This window comes from Streptomyces sp. CB02366 (assembly GCF_001905905.1).
GTDB lineage: Bacteria > Actinomycetota > Actinomycetes > Streptomycetales > Streptomycetaceae > Streptomyces.
Genome location: NZ_LIVT01000010.1, coordinates 151,154 through 169,022, shown reverse-complemented (window position 1 = coordinate 169,022; position 17,869 = coordinate 151,154). Strand labels below are relative to the sequence as shown.

Below are 17,869 nucleotides of genomic sequence, written 5' to 3'. Positions count from 1 at the left end.
CGCCGGACCCGGCCCGGGCTGCTCCCGGTCGTACCGTTGCGGTCGGTCAGACCCGCTGCCAGAGCGCGGGAACGACGTCCGGCGTCCAGCCGGGCTGCGCCGTGTGCGTCTGGAGGCAGCGGTAGGTCGCGCCTCCGTACGTCACCGTGGCTCCGGCGGCGTACGCGGTGCCGGCCGCCCAGGTGCCGCCCGGCGGGTCGGTGGGCGGGTCGGTGGGCGGGTCCGTCGGCGTGCCGCCGCCGCTGGTGACCAGGGTCAGCCCGTACGCCTGGAGCAGCGGGTTGATGGGCTGGAAGTACGTCGTGCCGCCGGAGGAGCAGTTGCCCGAGCCGCCGGAGGTGACGCCCTGCGCCTGGCTGCCGGAGATGTACGAGCCGCCGGAGTCGCCCGGTTCGGCGCAGACGCTGGTGCGGGTGACCCCGGAGATGGTGCCCTCCGGGTAGGTGACGCTGGTGTTCAGCTGCTGGATGGTGCCGCAGTGCCAGCCCGTGGTGGAGCCGGAGCGGCAGACCGAGGCGCCGACGACGGCGGCGGTGGAGCCGGCGACGGTGACGTCGCCCCGTCCGTAGCCGTTCACCAGCGGACGCGGCGTCCAGTTGGCGTTGGTGGCGACCCAGGCGATGTCCCGGCCCGGGAACGTCGAGCCCTGGAAGCTGCCCTGGGCCTGCTGGTTGACGCCGGTGGTGGTCGTGCCGACGCGGCCGCAGTGGCCGGCGGTGGCGAAGCCGTTCTGGGTGCCGCGCGTCACCGAGAAGCCGACGGAACAGCGGCCCGAGCCGTTCATGTAGTACGCGTCGCCGCCGCGGATGTCGGCGAGGGCGCGGGGCTTCTCGGCGGACCTGGCGACGGTGACGAGGCCGCCGTCGACCCCGGCCGCCTTGAGGAACGCCTGTCCGGCGGTGGTGCTGGCGGCGTTCACGACGACCCGGTTGGCCGCGACGTCGACGTACCAGACCGGCACGTCCTTCGGGGCCGTGCGGAGCGCCGCCCGGTCGAGGGCGTTCTTGACGCCTTCGAGCCGGTCCAGGCTGTGGCCGACGACCTCGGCGCGCGCCCCGGCGCCGGTGATGCGGGCGGCTTCGGAGGCGTCGGTGGTGGAGACGGTCAGCACCGCCTTCTCTCCGCTGACCCGGGCTCCGGCGAAGCTGGCGCCGAGGGACTTCTCCAGCCCGGCCGCGACGGTCGCGGCACGGTGCTCGGCGGCTATCCGGCTCCGGGCGTCGTCGGCGTCGAGGCCCAGGTCCCGCTCCATGGCGGCCAGCAGCCCGGGTGACAGGCTGTCGACGGAGACCGGCGGGGCGGCGGCGCCCGCGGGACCGGCCGACGCCACGCCGGTCAGTCCGGCGAGGGCGAGCGCGCCCACGGCCACCGTGGCGGTGCCGGCGACGAGGGCGCGTCTGCGGAGCGTGGTTCTCTCCACGTGACTCTCCTTGGTTCAAGGGGTGTCCGGATCCGGTGGGGGTTGGTCCGGACCAGGGAATTGCCGAAACCGTAGCGGCGGCGGCCCCCGGCGCAGGAGATCCCGTTCACCCCCCTCCCCCGGCGTTATGGGGCCGCGCGGGGCGGGCTCCCGGCCACCGCGCCGGGGCCGCGCGGGGTCCGCCCGCCGTCACCGGGCCGACGGGCGCGGGCCCGATTCCGGGGCCCGGTCGCGCGAGGGGGGCAGCCGCCTCCCGTTCGGCGGGACGCGCGGGTAGGTTCGCCCTCATGCACACAGGCCGACTTCTGGGCTCGGGACGCACCGCCGACGTGTACGCACTCGACGGTTCCTGGGTCCTTCGCCGTTACCGGGACCGCACCGACACCACCGAGGAACTGGCCGTGATGGCGTACGTCGGCGCCTTCGGGTTCCCCGTACCGCGCATCGGCCCGCCCGCCGAAGGAGCCCGCCCCACGGACCTGGTGCTCCAGCGGCTGACCGGTCCGACCCTGGCCGAGGCCCTGCTCGCGGGCCGGGTGAGGGCGGCCGAGGGGGCGGCGCTGCTCGCCCGGCTGCTGCGCGAACTGCACGCGATACCGCCCCGGGTCTCGGCGGACCCGGAGGACCGCGTGCTCCACCTGGACCTGCGCCCGGAGAACGTGGTGCTGACGGAGGCGGGTGCGGTGGTCGTCGACTGGTCCACCGCGGCGGAGGGCCCGCCCGGCCTCGACCGGGCGATGTCGGCCCTGGTCCTGGCCCGGACCGCGCTCGGCCCGGCGCTCCCGGGCGGGGCGGACGTACGGCCGCTGCTGAAGGCGCTCCTGGCGGAGCTGGCGGGCGACGGCGGCGCGTCGCCCGCCGATCTGGCCCTGGCCCGCAGCCGGCAGGAGGCGGACCCGCACCTCGCGGCCGAGGAACGGGCCGGGCTGGGCCGGGCGGTGGAGCTGGTCGCCGACTGCACGCCGTAGCGGCCCCTTCCCGCCGCTCCCGGCGCGCGCGACGCTTCGGGCGCGCGCAACGGCGTCCGGGGCGGCCCGGCAGACCGTCCTCGGCGACGACCGCCCTCAGCGCAGACCGCCCCTCGGCACAGTCCGTCCCTCGGCGCGGACCGCCCTCAGCGCCGGCCGCGCCTCGCGTCCCGCACCCGCCGCAGCCGGTTCACCGTCACCGGGTCCTCCCGCAGCGCCCGCTCGTCGTCGATCAGCGCGTTGAGCTGCTGGTAGTAGCGGACCGGCGAGATGCCCAGCTCCTCGCGGATCGCCCGCTCCTTGGCGCCGGGGCCCGCCCAGGACCGCCGCTCCAGGGCCAGCAGCGCCCGGTCCTCCGCGGACAGGGCGCCGCGGCCGGGCGCGTCCCCGTCCGGCCCGGGGCCGGGCGCCGGGGCGGCCTCGGGGTCCGGGGGCTCGTGGGGCTCGGGGGCGGTCATATCAACCAACCTAACGCCCGCCCCCGACACCCCTCCCGTGCTCCTGGGCCGGGCGGGTTACTCCGCGGCCTCCGCCTGGGCCGCCTCGACGGCTATCGATCCGAGGACGCTCTCGGGGTTGCTGCCGGGTGCGACCGCGCTGCCGATCTTCTTCTTGATCGTCTCGCTGACCGTGGCCCACGACGTCTTGCCGTAGGGGGTGAGCGTCGAGTTGGGCAGCGCCGCGAGGAACGGGCGCAGCTTCTTGTGCTTGTTGTCGGCCTCCATGGTGGCGGAGGCGCTGCCGGTGACCGGGAGCAGGTCGTACTCGTCGGCGAACTCCAGCACGTTCTCGTCGGAGTAGGCGAAGTCGAAGAACTTGCCGATCGCCTTCCGGTTGCCGTTCTCCTTGAAGCCCATCATCCAGTCGGCGACGCCCATGGAGCCCTTGGTCGGGCCGTCGAAGCCGGGCAGCGGCACCATGCCGACGTCGATGCCCTTGGCCTCGGCCTCGTCCATCAGTGTGGGGTGGCCGTTGAGCATGCCGACCTTGCCGCCGGTGAACGCCTCGAACGCCTTCGCCCGGTCCAGCTTGCCCGGCGCGACCGGGCCGGTGAGGCCCTTGCCGACGAGGTTGTCCCGCAGCCAGCGGAACGTGGTGACGTTCTCGGCCGAGTCGATGTCGTACGCGCCGACGTCGTCCGTGTAACCGCCTCCCCCGCTGAGCAGCCACATCAGGGTCTCGGACTGGGCCTCCTCCTCGCCGAGCGGCAGGGCGAAGGGGTAGTCGACGCCCTTCGCCTTGAGCGCGGTGGCGTCGCTCCGGATGTCGTCCCAGGTCTCGGGGGCGTCCAGGCCGGCCTGGTCGAAGAGCTTCTTGTTGTAGAAGAGCAGCCGGGTGCTGGCGACGAAGGGCAGGCCGTACTGGACGCCGTCGATCTTGCCCGCCTCGGCGAGCGAGGGGAGGAAGTTGGCCGTGGTGCGGATGGCGAGCGTCTCGTCGGCGGAGTAGAGCTTGCCCGCCTTGGCGTAGTCCGCGTACGAGCCGATCTGGGCGATGTCGGGGGCGTTGCCGGCCTTCACCATCGCGGCGACCTCGGGACCGACGTCCTTCCAGTGCAGGACGGTGACGTCGACCTTGATGCCGGGGTTCTTCTTCTCGAAGCCCGTCGCGACCCCGCTCCAGTACTTCTCGGAACTGTTCTCCGGGCCGGTCCCGTAGTCGGCGGCGACCAGCTTGAGCGTGACGTCGCCCGTTCCGCTCTCACCGCCGCAGCCCGCCAGGACCGCTGTCATTCCCAGCGCGGCCACCGCCGCGGTCAGACCCGTATAGCGCCGCTGCACAGCCTCGCCCATCCTCGTTGATCGTCTTGCTCACGGACGGAGCGCACGACGTCGGCCGACGGCCTCCGCTGGGCCGCGGCGGAGCTTCCCTGCCGCGAACCGTCCGGATGAACTGCGATTTTCCCCCACCGCCGATGCGGCGGTCTACACCACCGGAGTATCGCTTCGGCAACGTAAACGGGCCCTGGAGCCCACAACTGGCGTGCGCCCACTGGAAGTCGGGGACATCGACCCGTATCTTGGTCCAGACCTTTGGGCCGGACTCCCTTCCGCCCCGGCGTCCCGTGGGCGACTTTTCGGCGGAAAACGCTCCGTCTTCACGCTCCCATCATTTTGTATGGATGCGTAACAAACCGCTCTAGTGGACTAGACCTTTTGGGGCCGGCGGGCGAAACTGTCTCCCGTGAGACATGTCATCGCCCTCGATGTGGGCGGCACCGGAATGAAGGCCGCACTGGTCGGGGCCGACGGCACCCTCCTCCACGAGGCGCGGCGGGCCACCGGCCGGGAGCGCGGCGCCGACGCGGTCGTCGAGACCATCCTCGCGTTCGCGGCGGAGCTGCGGGCCCACGGCGAGGAGCACCTCGGCGGGAGCGCGGTCGCCGCCGGGGTCGCCGTGCCCGGCATCGTCGACTCCGGGAAGGGCGTCGCGGTGTACGCCGCGAACCTGGGCTGGCGCGACGTACCGCTGCGCGCCCTGCTCTCCGAGCGGCTGGGCTCCCTCCCGGTCGCCCTCGGCCACGACGTGCGCACCGGCGGTCTCGCCGAGGGGCGCATCGGGGCCGGGCGCGGGACGGACCGCTTCCTCTTCGTCCCGCTGGGCACCGGGATCGCCGGGGCCATCGGCATCGCGGGCGCCATCGAGGCGGGCGCCCACGGGGACGCGGGCGAGATCGGCCACATCGTGGTCCGCCCGGACGGCCCCGACTGCAGCTGCGGCCAGCGCGGCTGCCTGGAGACGCTGGCCTCGGCCGCCGCGGTGACGCGGGCCTGGGCCGCCGCCTCCGGAGACCCCGGGGCGGACGCCGCGGACTGCGCGAAGGCCGTCGAGTCGGGCGATCCGGCGGCGATCGCGGTCTGGCACGACGCGATCGACGCACTCGCCGCGGGCCTGGTCACCGCGCTCACCCTCCTCGACCCCGGAACGCTCATCATCGGTGGCGGGCTCGCCGAAGCCGGGGAAACCTTGTTCACACCACTGCGTGCGGCCGTCGAGGAACGCGTCACGTTCCAGAGGCTGCCCCACATCGTCCCGGCGGCCCTCGGGGACACCGCCGGATGCCTGGGCGCGGGGCTGCTCGCCTGGGATCTACTCTCCACGGAGGTATCCGCCTGATGGCCCCTCGCGCAGCAGACAGCACCGTTCTCGCCGGCGCCCGGGTGGTGCTCCCCACCGGCACCGTCGAGGACGGCCGGGTGGCCGTCGAGGGCGCCCGCATCGCCGCCTCCGCCCCGGAGGACGCCCGGACTGTGGACCTCACGGGCCACTGGGTGGTCCCCGGCTTCGTGGACATGCACAACCACGGCGGCGGCGGGGCCTCCTTCACCTCCGGCACCGCGGACGAGGTCCTGACCGGCATCCGTACGCACCGCGAGCACGGCACCACCACGATGGTCGCCTCCACGGTCACCGGCGAGATGGACTTCCTCGCCCGGCGCGCGGGCGAGCTGTCCGAACTGGTCGAGCAGGGCGACCTGGCCGGCATCCACTTCGAGGGCCCGTTCATCTCCCCGTGCCGCAAGGGCGCCCACAGCGAGCAGCTGCTGCGCTACCCGGACCCGGCCGAGGTCCGCAAGCTGGTGGACGCCGCGCGCGGGACCGCCCGGATGGTCACCCTCGCCACCGAGCTGCCCGGCGGCCTCGACTCCGTACGGCTCCTCGCCGAGCTGGGCGTCATCGCCGCGATCGGCCACACGGACGCCACGTACGAGCAGACGGTGGAGGCCGTCGACGCGGGCGCGACCGTCGCCACGCACCTGTTCAACGCGATGCCGCCGCTGGCCCACCGCGAGCCCGGTCCGATCGCCGCCCTCCTGGAGGACGACCGGATCACCGTCGAGCTGATCAACGACGGCACGCATCTGCACCCGGCCGTCCTGGAGCTGGCCTACCGCCACAAGGGCGCGGGCCGCGTCGCACTGATCACCGACGCGATGGACGCCGCCGGTTTCGGCGACGGGGAGTACCAGCTCGGTCCGCTCGCGGTCGAGGTCCGCGACGGGGTCGCCCGTCTGGTGGAGGGGGGCTCCATCGCCGGCTCCACCCTCACCCTGGACACCGCGTTCCGGCGGGCCGTCACGCTCGACCGGATTCCGGTCGAGGACGTGGTGCGGTCCATCTCCGCCAACCCGGCCCGGCTGCTCGGCGTCGACGACCGCGTCGGCTCGCTCGAACCGGGCAAGGACGCCGACCTGGTCGTCCTCGACGAGGACTTCGTCCTCAAGGGCGTCATGCGGCGGGGCGAGTGGATCGTCGAGCCGAAGACCGCGTAGCCGGTCGGGCGAGCACGTAACGAAGCGATGGCGGTCGGCCCCCGGGACTTGGGCCGACCGCCATCGTTTTGACATGATCATCAAAATCGCGGGCCGCCGGCGGCCCGCCCGCCGCTGGGGCCACGTACCGAGGGAGGGACCGGCGAGTGATCCTGACCGTCACCCTGAACACCGCGCTCGACGTGACGTACACCGTCGACGCGCTCGTCCCGCACGGCAGCCACCGCGTGGGCGAGGTCGCCGAGCGCCCCGGCGGCAAGGGGCTCAACGTCGCCCGGGTGCTGGGTGCCCTCGGCCACGACAGCGTGGTCACCGGCTTCGCGGGCGGGGCCACCGGGGACGTCCTGCGCTCCCTCCTCGCCCCGCTCCCCCCGCGCGACGCCCTCGTGGCGGTGGCCGGGAACACCCGCCGCACGCTCGCGATCACCGACCGCTCGACCGGGGACACCACCCAGCTCAACGAACCGGGACCGCAGGTGAGCCCCGCCGAGTGGGCCGCCTTCCTGCGGACGTACGAGGAGCTGCTGGCCGACGCCGACGCGGTCGCGCTCTGCGGCTCCCTGCCGCCCGGCGTCCACGTCGGGGCCTACGCGGATCTCGTCCGGGCCGCCCGCGCCGCCGCCGTGCCCGTCCTGCTGGACACCAGCGGCGAACCGCTGCGCCGGGGCATCGCCGCCCGCCCCGACCTGGTCAAGCCGAACGCCGAGGAGCTGGCGCACCTGACCGGCTTCCGCGACCCGCTGCGCGCGGCCGGCGACGCGCGCCGCCGCGGGGCCCACGCGGTGATCGCCTCGCTCGGCCCGGACGGCGTCCTCGCCCTCACCCCGGACGGCGTGTGGCGGGCCGCCCCGCCCGCCCCCGTGCGCGGCAACCCGACCGGGGCGGGCGACTCCGCGGTGGCCGGGCTGCTCTCCGGTCTGGTGGAGGGCCTGGACTGGCCGGAGCGGCTGGCCCGCGCGGGGGCCCTGTCCACGGCGACGGTGCTGGCCCCGGCGGCCGGTGAGTTCGACGCCGCGGCCTACGCGGAGCTGCTGCCGCGCGTCGTGGTGGAGCCGCACGCTCCGACGCCCTGATCACCAGACAATATCGATATTCCACCCCGTCTGGAGGAACAAAGAAAACCCCGCCACCTCGGGGAATCCCGCAAAAAAAGGCCGAAAATCGCGGTACACCTCGTGCGCAGAAAAAATCTGGGGCTCAACGTCACATAAACCTCGAATGAACATGATAATCTTCCAGAATGATCATCAGGAAGAATGCTTTCAAAGCTGCTGGAATCGCCGCAGTTACGCTGGGCGCAACTCTGCAGATGGCAGGTTCCGCGCAGGCCGTCCCTCTCAGTGCCTCCTGCGCCGTCGTCGGCGCCTCCGCCAAGGTAAGCACCAACCGGGATGGCGCGGACGACCGAGTCGACTTCGTCATGTACTTCTCCGACGACAAGGCCGACGGCCATCACGCAAGGGCGCGGCTCGTCACGAAGGACGTCAACGGCAAGGTCACGAGGTGGGGATGGCAGAAGGACACCAACGGGGCGAACAACGGCACAATCAAGTACACGTCGTACGCCATCAACCCGTCCGGCATATTCTACGTCGGTGTCGAAGCAGCTGTATTCGAGGGCGAGAAGAAGCTGGATTCCTGCACAGCCTGGGGCGCCTAGCCACTCCCGCTTGAAATGGGAAGCCCCCGAAAGCAATACGGGGGCTTCCCGGCCATCTAGGAAGTGGCTTGCGTGACCTCGACCCAGTCCAGGATCACTTCACACTGATTACCGGTCTCACAGGAGATCTTGATCTCGTTCGGGCCGGGTCGCAGAGTGACTGGAGCCCATGTGGTCTGCCAGTTCTTTTCCCACTCCGGGTCAGAAGACTTGATGAAGTTCTTCAAACCGATCGGTTGACTATTCGCCTTGCCATTGACCGTCAGAGTGGCGTCGGCGTCCTTGGCCGGGACTGCGTACCGGACAGCGAGTCGGTACTCCCCCTTGTGCTTCATGTCCGCCCGCCAGGTCACGGATGAGCCGACGTGGTTGAAGCCGGTGACATACGCACCGTTGCCCCCTTGGGCCCCTTCGATCGAGCTGTCCACGGTGGCCGGCCCGCCCAGCGTCAGCGTCGCCGCGTCCTGCTTCGGCAGCTCGACCGGCTTCGGGGTCTCCTTCGGCTTCTCCTTCTCCGGCTTCTTCGACTCCTCGACCTCGCCGGCGGGGCCCTGCGAGGAGGCCGCCTCGTCCTTCTTGTCGTCCTTGTCGCCGTCGTCGCCCGTGAGCAGGGCGGCGCCGATGCCGATGAGGACGACCGCGACCACGGCGACCGCCGCGATCAGGAGCGCCCTGGTGTTCGGGCCGCCCCGGCCCGGACCGCCGCCGTGGCCGCCCTGCGCGGGGGGCTGCCCGGTGGGCCCGCCGCCCGGGTAGGTCTCGGGGGCCGCGTACTGCGGGTTCGGCCGGGTGTACTGCTGCGCGGGCTGCTGGCCGTAGCCCTGCTGGGGCGGGTAGCCGTACCCGCCCTGCTGCTGCCCGTACTGGCGCTCGCCGACGGCGCGCACCTGGTTGTAGGACGTTCGGGGCACGCCGGGCTGCGCGGCCGGCCCCGGGTAGCCGTAGCCGCCCTGGCCGGGCGCCTGGGCGCCTGCCGCCTGTCCGTCCGCGTACAGGTAGCCGAACGGATCGTCGTCCTCGGGCCTGCTCGCGCCGTTGTTTCCGGCCGTCATCCCTGGGTCACTCCTCACCATGTCGCCAGCCGTCGCCGACCGGCCGAGCCTACCCCGAACGGAGCAGCCGCCGAATTGCGCTCGGGGGCCCGGGCTGCCCCGGGGGAACGGGTACGGGGTAGAGGGAGAAACGGGCCGTGAACGTCATCCCGCCCGGCGGTGAACCTTCGAACGGGACCGCTTCTCCACGTACATCCGCTGGTCGGCGGAGCGCAGGACCTCTTCCACGCTCATCCCGCACTCGGCCCAGCCGATGCCGAAGCTCGCTCCGACCCGGACCGCCCGGCCATCGACCCTTATCGGCGGAATGATGGCATTTCGCAGGCGAACGGCCAGGTCAGCGGCGTCCGCTGCCCCGAGGCCGTCCGCGAGGACGACGAATTCGTCACCTCCGAGCCGGGCGACGGTGTCGCCGTCGCGCACACAGGTGCTCAGCCGCCGGGCGACCTCGATGAGCACGGCGTCCCCGGTGTGGTGCCCGAAGCGGTCGTTGATGGACTTGAAGCCGTCGAGGTCGCAGAAGAGGACCGCGAGCCCCTTGGTCCCGTCGTCGCGCTCCGGGTCGGGCGCCCCCGTGTGCACGTGGTGGTCGAAGGGTCCGCCACCCAGGAGCGCCTCGCCCTCGTAGCCGTCCGCCCGGTAGCCGTGGGACAGGGAGGACTCGACGTCCCCGTACGCCGCGTCCAGCGCCTCGATCGCGGTGGCGGCCGGGGTGTGCGGCCGTTCGCAGATGCGGGCGCTGAGCCGCGATTTCAGCTCGGCGCTGTTGGGCAGCCCGGTCAGCGCGTCGTGCGAGGCGCGGTGGGCGAGGTTCAGCTCGTGCCGCTTGCGCTCCTCGATGTCCTCGACGTGGGTGAGCAGGAAGCGCGGCCCGTCCGCGGTGTCCGCGACCACCGAGTTGCGGAGCGAGACCCAGAGGTAGGTGCCGTCGCGGCGGCTCAGCCGCAGCTCGGCCCGGCCGCCCTCGGCCGAGGTGCGCAACAGGGTGCCGATGTCCTCGGGGTGGACCAGGTCGGCGAAGGAGTGGCGGCGCAGCACCGACGCGGGGCGGTCCAGGAGGCGGCACAGGGCGTCGTTGGTGCGCAGCAGCCGCCCGTGCTGGTCGCCGCCCATCTCCGCGATGGCCATGCCGCTGGGCGCGTACTCGAAGGCCTGCCGGAACGACTCCTCGCTGGCCCGCAGCGCCTGCTGCTCCCGCTCCAGGCGGACCAGGGCGCGCTGCATGTTGGCGCGCAGCCGGGCGTTGCTGATGGCGATGGCGGCCTGGGAGGCGTACATCTGGAGCGCTTCGCGCCCCCATGCGCCGGGGCGGCGCCCGTTGCGCGGCCGGTCGACGGATATGACCCCGAGGAGGTCCCGGCCGCCTCCGGAGGCGTACATCGGGGCGTAGAGCCGGTCCAGCGGGTGCCACTCGTCCTCGAACCGGGGTTCGGGCCCCTCGGTGTGCCACTGGGGCACGTCGTCGTCGAGGAGGACCCAGCCCTCGGTGTGCGGGATGAACCGGAGGTCGTCCCACGCCTCGCCCATGGAGAGCCGGCGCTCCCAGGAGGCGCGGGAGCCGACCCGGCCGGTGATCAGGGCCTCCGCGGCGGCGTTGCCCGCGAAGGCGGCGATGACGAGGTCGCCGTCGGGCCGGACCAGGTTGACGCAGCCCAGCTCGTAGCCGAGGCCCCCCACGATCCCGTCGGCCACGCTCTGGAGGGTGTCCGCCAGGCTCCGGGCCGTGTTGAGGTCGGCGACGGCCTGATGCAGCTGCCGCATGGTCGCCAGGCGGACGTACGGCTCCGACTCGGCCTCCATCGCTCGCACCCCCGGGACCTCGACAGCAACTCCAGGTTTCATATCGACGTACTTGTCGTAGTGTCACCGCCACTGAATCACAGTGAGCTGTGCACCCGGTACACAGGGTCAACAGAAAATGGACTCTGTGACTCAAGTCACAACAGATGTCCGGGGGGTTCCGGTGACTCAGGGCGACGACGCTCGTTCCGCGCCCGCCGGGACGGCCCGGCCCGGCGGGCGCGCGCCCGCGTACGCCCCCCTGCCGCGCCCTCGGACGCGCCCCCGCCGCGCCCTCGGGCCCGGCCCCCGCGACGCCGTCGGCCACCGGTCCTAGGACCGGCCTGGTCCTCAGGCCCGATGCGGCCCCCCGGCCCGCCCGGTTAGCGTCGTGGTGTGCTCCAGACGAAACCCCTCCCCCCACGCCCCCAGCCCGTCCCGCATCCTGAAGGGGTGAGCAACGACGAGTTCCGCGCCGCACTCGCGCGGCTGGCCGCCGGCGTGGTGCTGGTCACCGCCCAGGAGCCGCCCCTCGACGAGGACGGCCGGGGCGAGGACGTGGGCATGACGGCGACCGCCTTCATGTCCGTGTCCCTGGAACCGCCCCTGGTGATGGTGAGCCTGCGCAACGGCTCCCGCATGGACGACCTGCTGGAGGAGCAGCCGCTGTGGGCCGTCTCCGTCCTGGCCGCGAGCCAGCGGCACATCGCGGGCCGGTTCGCGATGAAGGGCCGGATCAGCGACCGGCTGCTGTTCGAGGACATCCCGTACGTGCGGGGCGGAGCGGCGCACGCGCCGTTGATCGGCGGGGCGCTGGCGACGCTGGAGTGCCGCACCGAGCAGCGCGTGGTGGCCGGCGACCACACCCTGGTGATCGGCCGGGTGCTCACCGCGGAGCTGCCCAGCCCGGAGGGCGAGCCGCTGACGTACTTCAAGGGCCGCTACCGTCACCTGGGGTGACGGGCGGGCCCCTGGCCCCGGCAGGCGCCGGTCCGCCGTCCGGCCTACCAGTCGCGGCCCGAGCGTCCGCGCTTGGTCTCGCCGCGCGCCTTCTTCTCGCGCAGCCGTCGCTCGTTGATCCCGCGCGGGACCTTCCGCTTGATCCGGGGCTTGGGCGGCGGGGCGGTCGCCTCGGCCAGGAGGGCGGCGAGCCGTACGGCGGCGGTCTCCCGGTTGCGCCACTGGGAACGGTTCTCGGACGCCCGTACGGAGACCACGCCGTCCACCAGCCGGCCCGCCAGCCGCTCCAGCGCCCGCGCCTTCCACACCTCGGGCAGCGCACCGGTCGCCGCCAGGTCGAAGCGCAGCTCGACCTGGGAGTCGCTGGTGTTGACGTGCTGGCCGCCGGGCCCGGAGGACCGCGAGAAACGCCACATCAGCTCGGCCTCCGGCAGGGAGACCGCACCGCGGATGACATAGGGCCCGGACATGGCCCCATGGTCCCTGCCCGCACCCCCGTCCGTCACCTTCTTTAGCGCCCCGAGCCCTCCGGGGCCCGGGGCGCCGCCCCCGTACCGCCGTTTCGGCAAAGAAAGTAAAGCGACCAGGAACCTCGTGGTCGGCTGCCTGCGTTATGAGGGGTGACGGTAGCTTTCGTGATGGCACGAAGCCCGTACACGACGAGGAAAGGGACTTCCCATGGCAGTAAGCCTGTCCAAGGGCGGCAACGTCTCGCTCACCAAGGAGGCACCGGGCCTGACCGCCGTCACGGTCGGCCTCGGCTGGGACGTCCGCACCACCACCGGCACCGACTTCGACCTCGACGCCTCGGCCATCGCGGTCAACCCGGCGGGCAAGGTCGTCTCGGACGGCCACTTCGTCTTCTTCAACAACAAGTCGACGCCGGACCAGACCATCGTGCACACCGGTGACAACGTCACGGGTGAGGGCGAGGGCGACGACGAGCAGATCAACGTCAACCTGGCGGGCCTCCCGGCCGACGTGGACAAGATCGTCTTCCCGGTCTCCATCTACGACGCCGAGACCCGCAGCCAGAACTTCGGCCAGGTCCGCAACGCGTTCATCCGCATCCTCAACCAGGCCGGCGGCGCCGAGATCGCCCGCTACGACCTGAGCGAGGACGCCGCCACCGAGACCGCCATGGTCTTCGGCGAGCTCTACCGCAACGGCGCCGAGTGGAAGTTCCGCGCGGTGGGCCAGGGGTACGCCTCCGGCCTGCGCGGCATCGCCCAGGACTTCGGCGTCAACCTCTGAGCCCCGCCTCAGACGGGACGCCCCGGGCGCACGCCCGCCCGGACCGTTCCACCCGCTTCGCCGGAGCCCCCGGCCGCCACCTGCGGCCGGGGGCTCCGGCGTGCCCGGGCCCCGTGTCGGGGCGGCCCCGCGCCCGGCTCGCCCCGCGCCCGGCGGCGGGCCGCCGCTCCCCCCGCGCACCGGGGGGCGAGGAGCCGGCACCGCTCAGTCCTCCAGGGGCGGACGGCTCCCGCCGCGCAGCCAGGCGTCCCACAGTCCGGTGAGGTCCCGGCCCGTCCTTTGCTCCACGTACGCGGTGAAGTCGTCGGTGGAGGCGTTGCCGTGCCGGTACTGCTCCGTCCACCCCCGCACCAGCGCGAAAAACGCCTCGTCGTCGTCCACCGCGAGCCGGACGCGGTGCACGACCATCGCCCCGCGCCCGTAGACCGGCGGGGCGGAGAGGTCGAGGGCGGTGGGCGGGTCGGCGGGCGGGAAGGCCCAGTTGGCGTCGTCCTCGTACGCCTTCGCGAAGCTCTCCCCGACCGGCACGCCGTCGTGGTCGGCGGCCCAGAGCCACTCCGCGTACGTGGCGAAGCCCTCGTTCAGCCACATGTCCCGCCAGGTCTTCGGGGTGACGGAGTCGCCGAACCACTGGTGGGCCAGCTCGTGGACGAGCAGGGCGGTATCGGGCGGGCCGGGAAAGAAGGGCCGGTTCTGGGTCTCCAGCGCGTACGCCGCGTCGTCCTCGCGCTCCACGACGGCCCCGGCGGAGGTGAAGGGGTACGGCCCGAACTTCTCCGCCGCCCACGCCAGCACCGCCGGGATCCGCGCCAGCACGTCCTCGCTCGCCGCCGCCGACTCCGGGTCCACGGCGGTGAACAGCCGGACGCCCCCGGCGGTTCGCGACCGCCGCGTGGTGAACTCCCCCACGGCGACGGTCGCCAGATAGCTCGCCATCGGTTCGGCGGTCCGCCAGTGGAAGGCGGTGCGGCCGTTCACCGTGCGCCGGGAGAGCAGCTCCCCGTTGGAGACGGCCGTCAGCGGCTCGGGGACCGTCACCTCGACGTCGTAGGCGGCCTTGTCGCTCGGGTGGTGGTTGCCGGGGAACCAGGCCATGGAGCCGGTCGGCTCGCCGAGGGCCACCGACCCGTCCGCCGTCGGCAGCCAGCCCTCCCGTCCGCCGTCCGCGTCGGTGATGACCTGCGGGGAGCCCGCGTAGCGCACGACGGTGGTGAACGTGCGCCCCTCGCGCAGCCGGTCCTCCACCGCCGCGCCGGGCCGGATCGTCAGCTCCCTGCCCGCCCGGTTCACGGCGGCGGGCCGCCCCTCGACGGAGGCGCTCTCCACGTCGAGGCCGGCGAGGTCCAGGTGGAAGGCGCTCAGGCGGCGGGTGGCGCGGGCGGTGATCGTGGCCGTGCCGCGCAGGTGGCCCGCCGCGGGGTCGACGTCGAGCTTCAGGCCGTAGTGGGTGACGTCGTAGCCGCCGTTGCCGAGCCCCGGGAAGTACGGATCGCGCAGCCCGGCCGCGCCCGGCGTCCCCTCGACGCCGCCGGAACATCCCGAGCCGAGGAGGGCGAGGGTCAGGGCGAGCAGGAGAGGGAGGGCGGCCGGGGTGCGGGGGTTCACCGGACGATCCTAGGTCGCGGGGCGACGGCGGCCGGTCGCGCCTTCAGCCGCCGGCCCGGGCCTCGGGCCCCCTCCCCGGGCCCCCTCCCCGGGCCCCCTCCCCGGGCTCCGGCTCCGGCTGGAGGCTGCGGCGACGGGGTCGGTGACGGGAAGGGGAACGGGGACGGAGACAGCGACAGCGACAGCGACAGCGACGGAACGGGAGGGGCCGCCCGCCTCGGGGGAGGAGCGGGCGGCCCCGGCTCAGAGGACGGCGATACCGAGGGGCCGGTTGCCCGCCTTCAGACGGATCGGCTCGCTTCCCTCGTCGTCCAGGTCGACGACCGTGATCCCGTTCCAGTAGCCGTCGCGGGTGAAGCCGCCGGTGACGTACGCCGTGCGGCCGTCCCGCGAGACCGCCACGTCCTCGTGCGGACCGTCCAGGGGCACGATCCGCTCCGTTCCGTCGGGGTTCCGGACGGTCAGCGAGGGGTCGTCGTCCTCCGCGCCGATCGGGCCGGTGCCCACCACGAGGAGGGTGCCGCCCAGGGCCAGGGCCGCGCCGTGCTGGTGGGTGTCGGCGGTCATCGGCTCGACGGTCACCTCTCCGGTGCGGGGGTCGAGCACCGCGAGCCGCTCCCCCTCGAAGGGCAGCAGCAGCTTGCCGTCCTCGGGGCGCACGACGGCGTAGTGGGGCTTCAGCCAGGAGCCGAGCCCGCCCTCCGTGCCGTACGGGGCGACCTCCATGCGCCGGGTCTCCAGCGAGGCGGCGTCCACCGCCGTCACGTCGAAGGAGTCGTGACCGGTGGCGTACACCTCGCGGCCGTCCGGCGACACGTCCACGTCGAAGGGGCGCAGGCCGACCGCGGCGGTGCCGGTGACCTCGCGGGTCGCGGTGTCGATGACCTCGACCGCCCCGTCGCCGCCGGGCACGTTGACCCCCACGTAGACGTGCTTCCCGTCCGGGGCCATCGCGATGCCCATGCCGCCGCCCCGGTACTCGCCCGTGGTGACCGGCCCGGACTCCGTCGCGTACGGGACGAGGGCGAGCCGGGTCCGCCGCCGCGTGTCGAGGACCGCGACGCCCTCGGCGGTGGCGACCCAGGCGCGCCCGTCCTCGCCGACGACGAGTCCGTAGGGCGCGGTGCCGGCCTTCACCGAGGCGATGGGGGCCCCGCCCTCGCCGGAACCGTCCGGGCCGGGGTCGACGAAGGTCACGGTGTCGCCGCCGAAGTCGGCGACCAGGAGCGTGCCCGCGGGGGTGCGGCCGGCGGGGGCGCGGGAGAGGTCGGGGGCGGCCGCGGCGCCGGTCGCGGCGGACGCGCCCGGGGTGGCCGCCGTGTCCGGGGCCGCCTCGGTCGTACCGGCCGCGCACCCGGCGAGCAGGACGGCGGCGAGGAGGCCGGGGGCGAGACGGCGGACGCCGGGGCCGGGGAGCCGGAGGGAGGGGCGGGGGCCGGATGCCGGGGAGCCCTCGCCGGGGTCCGGGGCGCGGAGGGCGGCGCGGGGGCCGCCCCCACCGGTCACGCGGCGTCCCGCAGCAGGGCGGCCAGTTCGGTGAAGCCGCGCCGCTCGGCGTGGGCCAGCGGCGTCACCCCGTCGCCGTCCGGCAGGTCCCGCGTCGCCCCGGCCGCCAGCAGCAGCTCCACGATCCGCTGGTGGGCTCGGCCTCCGTCGCCGAGGATCACCGCCTCCAGCAGGGCGGTCCAGCCGAGCCGGTTGACGTGGTCGACGTCGATGTCGGTGACCCGCAGCACCTCCCGTACGTACGCGACGTGGCCGCGCTCGCTCGCCGGGATGAGGGAGACGCCGCCGAACCGGTTGCGCAGGGTCAGATCCGGTCCGGCCGGCAGCAGCACGTGCAGCATCGCGACGCTGCCGGTGACCCCGGTGACCAGCCACGGGCTGTCCTCGCGGCGGTCCTGGGCGTTCGGATCGGCTCCGGCGGCGACGAGCAGCCGGGCCGCCTCGACGTGGTCGCCGAGGGCGGCGAGGAGCAGCGGGGTGCGCGACTCCTCGTCGCGGACGTCGACCCGTGCGCCGCCCTCGATCGCGGTGCGCACCGCGTCGGTGTCGCCGGTGCGGGCGGCGGTCAGCAGGTCGTGATCGAGGGCGTTCACGGGTACTCCGTTCTCGGCTGTTCTGGACGGGCGGGCGTCCGGGGCGGGTCGGCGGCTACCGGGCGAGCGAGGCGACGCCCGCCCGGGCGAACTTCTCGTCGAGGTCGCCGCTGGGCGCGCCGGCCACGCCGATGCCCGCCACCGGGGCGCCCTTGACCTGCACGGGAGCGCCGCCCCCGAGGAACAGGGTGCCAGGGATGTCCTTCAGGTTGGGGGCCTGCTCCAGGCGCTTGACCAGTTCGGAGGTGGGGGCGTTCCAGGAGACGGCGGTGTACGCCTTCTTCACCGCGGACTCGGGGGACTGCGGGCCCGCGCCGTCGCCGCGCAGGGAGACGATGGTGTTGCCGTTGCGGTCGACGACCGCGACGGAGATCCGCTGGTTCTCCTTCTTCGCCGCGTCGAGCGTCGCCTGCGCGGCCTCGGTGGCGGCGGCGACGGTCAGGTGCGTCGTCTGCTGGAGGTTGCGGTTGCCCGTGTCGGCCTTGACGGCGGCGGCGGGAGCGGCCGCGGGGGAGGAGGCGCTGGCGGACATCGCGCCGAAGGCGCCGGCCCCGAGGGCGGCGACGACGACGGCACCGGTGACGACACGGGTGCGCGGCGACAGCTTCTTCATGGTGGCTCCTTGGTGAACCGGTGATCCGGTGGCCCGGTGTGTTCCGGGGGGGGTGCGGGGCGGTGGCGGCCCGGAGGCGTCCGGGTGTCTCGCTCCGGTACCGATACTCCCGGCGGACACGGCCCCGTACGGTCGGCGTACCGGCTGGAAGCGGCGCGCGGGACGGACGACGCCCCCGTCAGCCG

At 73.7% G+C, this 17,869-nt stretch carries 17 protein-coding genes; 7 read left to right on the top strand and 10 right to left on the bottom strand.

Translation table 11 applies throughout. The features are described from left to right. Positions 1–46: 46 nt before the first annotated feature. Positions 47–1,420 carry an alpha-lytic protease prodomain-containing protein gene (locus tag AMK24_RS25170; RefSeq protein ID WP_073771148.1) on the bottom strand — a complete coding sequence of 458 codons (1,374 nt, stop codon included), beginning with the start codon at positions 1,418–1,420 and terminating at the stop codon, positions 47–49. A gap of 287 nt (positions 1,421–1,707) precedes the next feature. Between AMK24_RS25170 and AMK24_RS25165 the strand changes: the two genes are divergently transcribed. Then, the gene (locus AMK24_RS25165; RefSeq protein ID WP_073771147.1) at positions 1,708–2,388 is read left to right on the top strand and encodes a phosphotransferase; all 681 of its coding nucleotides are present in this window, start codon (positions 1,708–1,710) and stop codon (positions 2,386–2,388) included. 146 nt (positions 2,389–2,534) lie between these two features. Here AMK24_RS25165 and AMK24_RS25160 read toward each other — a convergent pair whose 3' ends face one another. Together AMK24_RS25160 and AMK24_RS25155 are read right to left on the bottom strand one after the other, a co-directional pair. Continuing rightward, positions 2,535–2,846 carry a DUF3263 domain-containing protein gene (locus AMK24_RS25160; RefSeq protein WP_073771146.1) on the bottom strand — a complete coding sequence of 104 codons (312 nt, stop codon included), beginning with the start codon at positions 2,844–2,846 and terminating at the stop codon, positions 2,535–2,537. A gap of 57 nt (positions 2,847–2,903) precedes the next feature. Further along, positions 2,904–4,181, bottom strand: coding sequence for an ABC transporter substrate-binding protein (locus AMK24_RS25155; protein ID WP_073771145.1), 1,278 nt, complete (start codon positions 4,179–4,181; stop codon positions 2,904–2,906). A 430-nt stretch (positions 4,182–4,611) separates the two neighbouring features. Between AMK24_RS25155 and AMK24_RS25150 the strand changes: the two genes are divergently transcribed. The 4 genes from AMK24_RS25150 (at position 4,612) to AMK24_RS25135 (ending at position 8,322) form a co-directional block, all read left to right on the top strand. Next, complete coding sequence (locus tag AMK24_RS25150) at positions 4,612–5,505, top strand: ROK family protein (RefSeq protein WP_242435246.1); 894 nt, start codon at positions 4,612–4,614, stop codon at positions 5,503–5,505. Then, positions 5,505–6,662, top strand: a complete 1,158-nt coding sequence (nagA, locus tag AMK24_RS25145; protein ID WP_073771143.1) for an N-acetylglucosamine-6-phosphate deacetylase — start codon at positions 5,505–5,507, stop codon at positions 6,660–6,662. Before AMK24_RS25150 ends, nagA begins: the two co-directional genes overlap by 1 nt. A 146-nt stretch (positions 6,663–6,808) precedes the next feature. Then, entirely contained in the window at positions 6,809–7,735 is a 927-nt protein-coding gene (locus AMK24_RS25140; protein WP_073771142.1) for a 1-phosphofructokinase family hexose kinase, read from the top strand. Positions 7,736–7,902: 167 nt separating this feature from the next. Continuing rightward, positions 7,903–8,322 carry a hypothetical protein gene (locus AMK24_RS25135; RefSeq protein ID WP_143203731.1) on the top strand — a complete coding sequence of 140 codons (420 nt, stop codon included), beginning with the start codon at positions 7,903–7,905 and terminating at the stop codon, positions 8,320–8,322. Positions 8,323–8,378: 56 nt separating this feature from the next. Here AMK24_RS25135 and AMK24_RS25130 read toward each other — a convergent pair whose 3' ends face one another. Then, positions 8,379–9,374: a CBM35 domain-containing protein gene (locus AMK24_RS25130; RefSeq protein ID WP_073771140.1), complete on the bottom strand. Its 996-nt coding sequence runs from the start codon at positions 9,372–9,374 to the stop codon at positions 8,379–8,381. A gap of 144 nt (positions 9,375–9,518) precedes the next feature. After that, complete coding sequence (gene cdgB / locus AMK24_RS25125; RefSeq protein WP_073771139.1) at positions 9,519–11,174, bottom strand: diguanylate cyclase CdgB; 1,656 nt, start codon at positions 11,172–11,174, stop codon at positions 9,519–9,521. Between the two features lie 432 nt (positions 11,175–11,606). Here cdgB and AMK24_RS25120 point away from each other — a divergent pair, with 432 nt between their 5' ends. Continuing rightward, positions 11,607–12,113, top strand: coding sequence for a flavin reductase family protein (locus tag AMK24_RS25120; RefSeq protein ID WP_073771138.1), 507 nt, complete (start codon positions 11,607–11,609; stop codon positions 12,111–12,113). 44 nt (positions 12,114–12,157) lie between these two features. Here AMK24_RS25120 and arfB read toward each other — a convergent pair whose 3' ends face one another. Next, positions 12,158–12,583 carry an alternative ribosome rescue aminoacyl-tRNA hydrolase ArfB gene (arfB, locus tag AMK24_RS25115; RefSeq protein WP_073771137.1) on the bottom strand — a complete coding sequence of 142 codons (426 nt, stop codon included), beginning with the start codon at positions 12,581–12,583 and terminating at the stop codon, positions 12,158–12,160. A gap of 208 nt (positions 12,584–12,791) precedes the next feature. Here arfB and AMK24_RS25110 point away from each other — a divergent pair, with 208 nt between their 5' ends. Beyond that, positions 12,792–13,367 (top strand): TerD family protein, encoded by a 576-nt coding sequence (locus AMK24_RS25110; RefSeq protein WP_073771136.1) that lies wholly within the window; start codon positions 12,792–12,794, stop codon positions 13,365–13,367. A 204-nt stretch (positions 13,368–13,571) separates the two neighbouring features. Here the strand turns inward: AMK24_RS25110 and AMK24_RS25105 are convergent, their stop codons facing one another. From AMK24_RS25105 to AMK24_RS25090, 4 genes are all read right to left on the bottom strand, one after another. After that, positions 13,572–14,972, bottom strand: coding sequence for a M1 family metallopeptidase (locus AMK24_RS25105; RefSeq protein WP_073771135.1), 1,401 nt, complete (start codon positions 14,970–14,972; stop codon positions 13,572–13,574). A 243-nt stretch (positions 14,973–15,215) separates the two neighbouring features. Then, complete coding sequence (locus tag AMK24_RS25100) at positions 15,216–16,478, bottom strand: YncE family protein (protein ID WP_199876497.1); 1,263 nt, start codon at positions 16,476–16,478, stop codon at positions 15,216–15,218. Beyond that, positions 16,475–17,071: an ankyrin repeat domain-containing protein gene (locus AMK24_RS25095; RefSeq protein ID WP_073771134.1), complete on the bottom strand. Its 597-nt coding sequence runs from the start codon at positions 17,069–17,071 to the stop codon at positions 16,475–16,477. The genes AMK24_RS25100 and AMK24_RS25095 overlap by 4 nt, the downstream gene beginning before the upstream one ends. 55 nt (positions 17,072–17,126) lie before the next feature. Continuing rightward, complete coding sequence (locus tag AMK24_RS25090) at positions 17,127–17,684, bottom strand: GlcG/HbpS family heme-binding protein (RefSeq protein WP_073771133.1); 558 nt, start codon at positions 17,682–17,684, stop codon at positions 17,127–17,129. Positions 17,685–17,869: the final 185 nt, after the last annotated feature.

Coding starts and splice junctions, on each gene's coding strand:
- AMK24_RS25130 (WP_073771140.1), bottom strand. CDS start 9,374: ATGACGGCCGGAAACAACGGCGCGAGCAGGCCCGAGGACGACGATCCG.
- AMK24_RS25155 (WP_073771145.1), bottom strand. CDS start 4,181: ATGGGCGAGGCTGTGCAGCGGCGCTATACGGGTCTGACCGCGGCGGTG.
- cdgB (WP_073771139.1), bottom strand. CDS start 11,174: ATGGAGGCCGAGTCGGAGCCGTACGTCCGCCTGGCGACCATGCGGCAG.
- AMK24_RS25160 (WP_073771146.1), bottom strand. CDS start 2,846: ATGACCGCCCCCGAGCCCCACGAGCCCCCGGACCCCGAGGCCGCCCCG.
- nagA (WP_073771143.1), top strand. CDS start 5,505: ATGGCCCCTCGCGCAGCAGACAGCACCGTTCTCGCCGGCGCCCGGGTG.
- AMK24_RS25090 (WP_073771133.1), bottom strand. CDS start 17,684: ATGAAGAAGCTGTCGCCGCGCACCCGTGTCGTCACCGGTGCCGTCGTC.
- arfB (WP_073771137.1), bottom strand. CDS start 12,583: ATGTCCGGGCCCTATGTCATCCGCGGTGCGGTCTCCCTGCCGGAGGCC.
- AMK24_RS25135 (WP_143203731.1), top strand. CDS start 7,903: ATGATCATCAGGAAGAATGCTTTCAAAGCTGCTGGAATCGCCGCAGTT.
- AMK24_RS25150 (WP_242435246.1), top strand. CDS start 4,612: ATGAAGGCCGCACTGGTCGGGGCCGACGGCACCCTCCTCCACGAGGCG.
- AMK24_RS25110 (WP_073771136.1), top strand. CDS start 12,792: ATGGCAGTAAGCCTGTCCAAGGGCGGCAACGTCTCGCTCACCAAGGAG.
- AMK24_RS25165 (WP_073771147.1), top strand. CDS start 1,708: ATGCACACAGGCCGACTTCTGGGCTCGGGACGCACCGCCGACGTGTAC.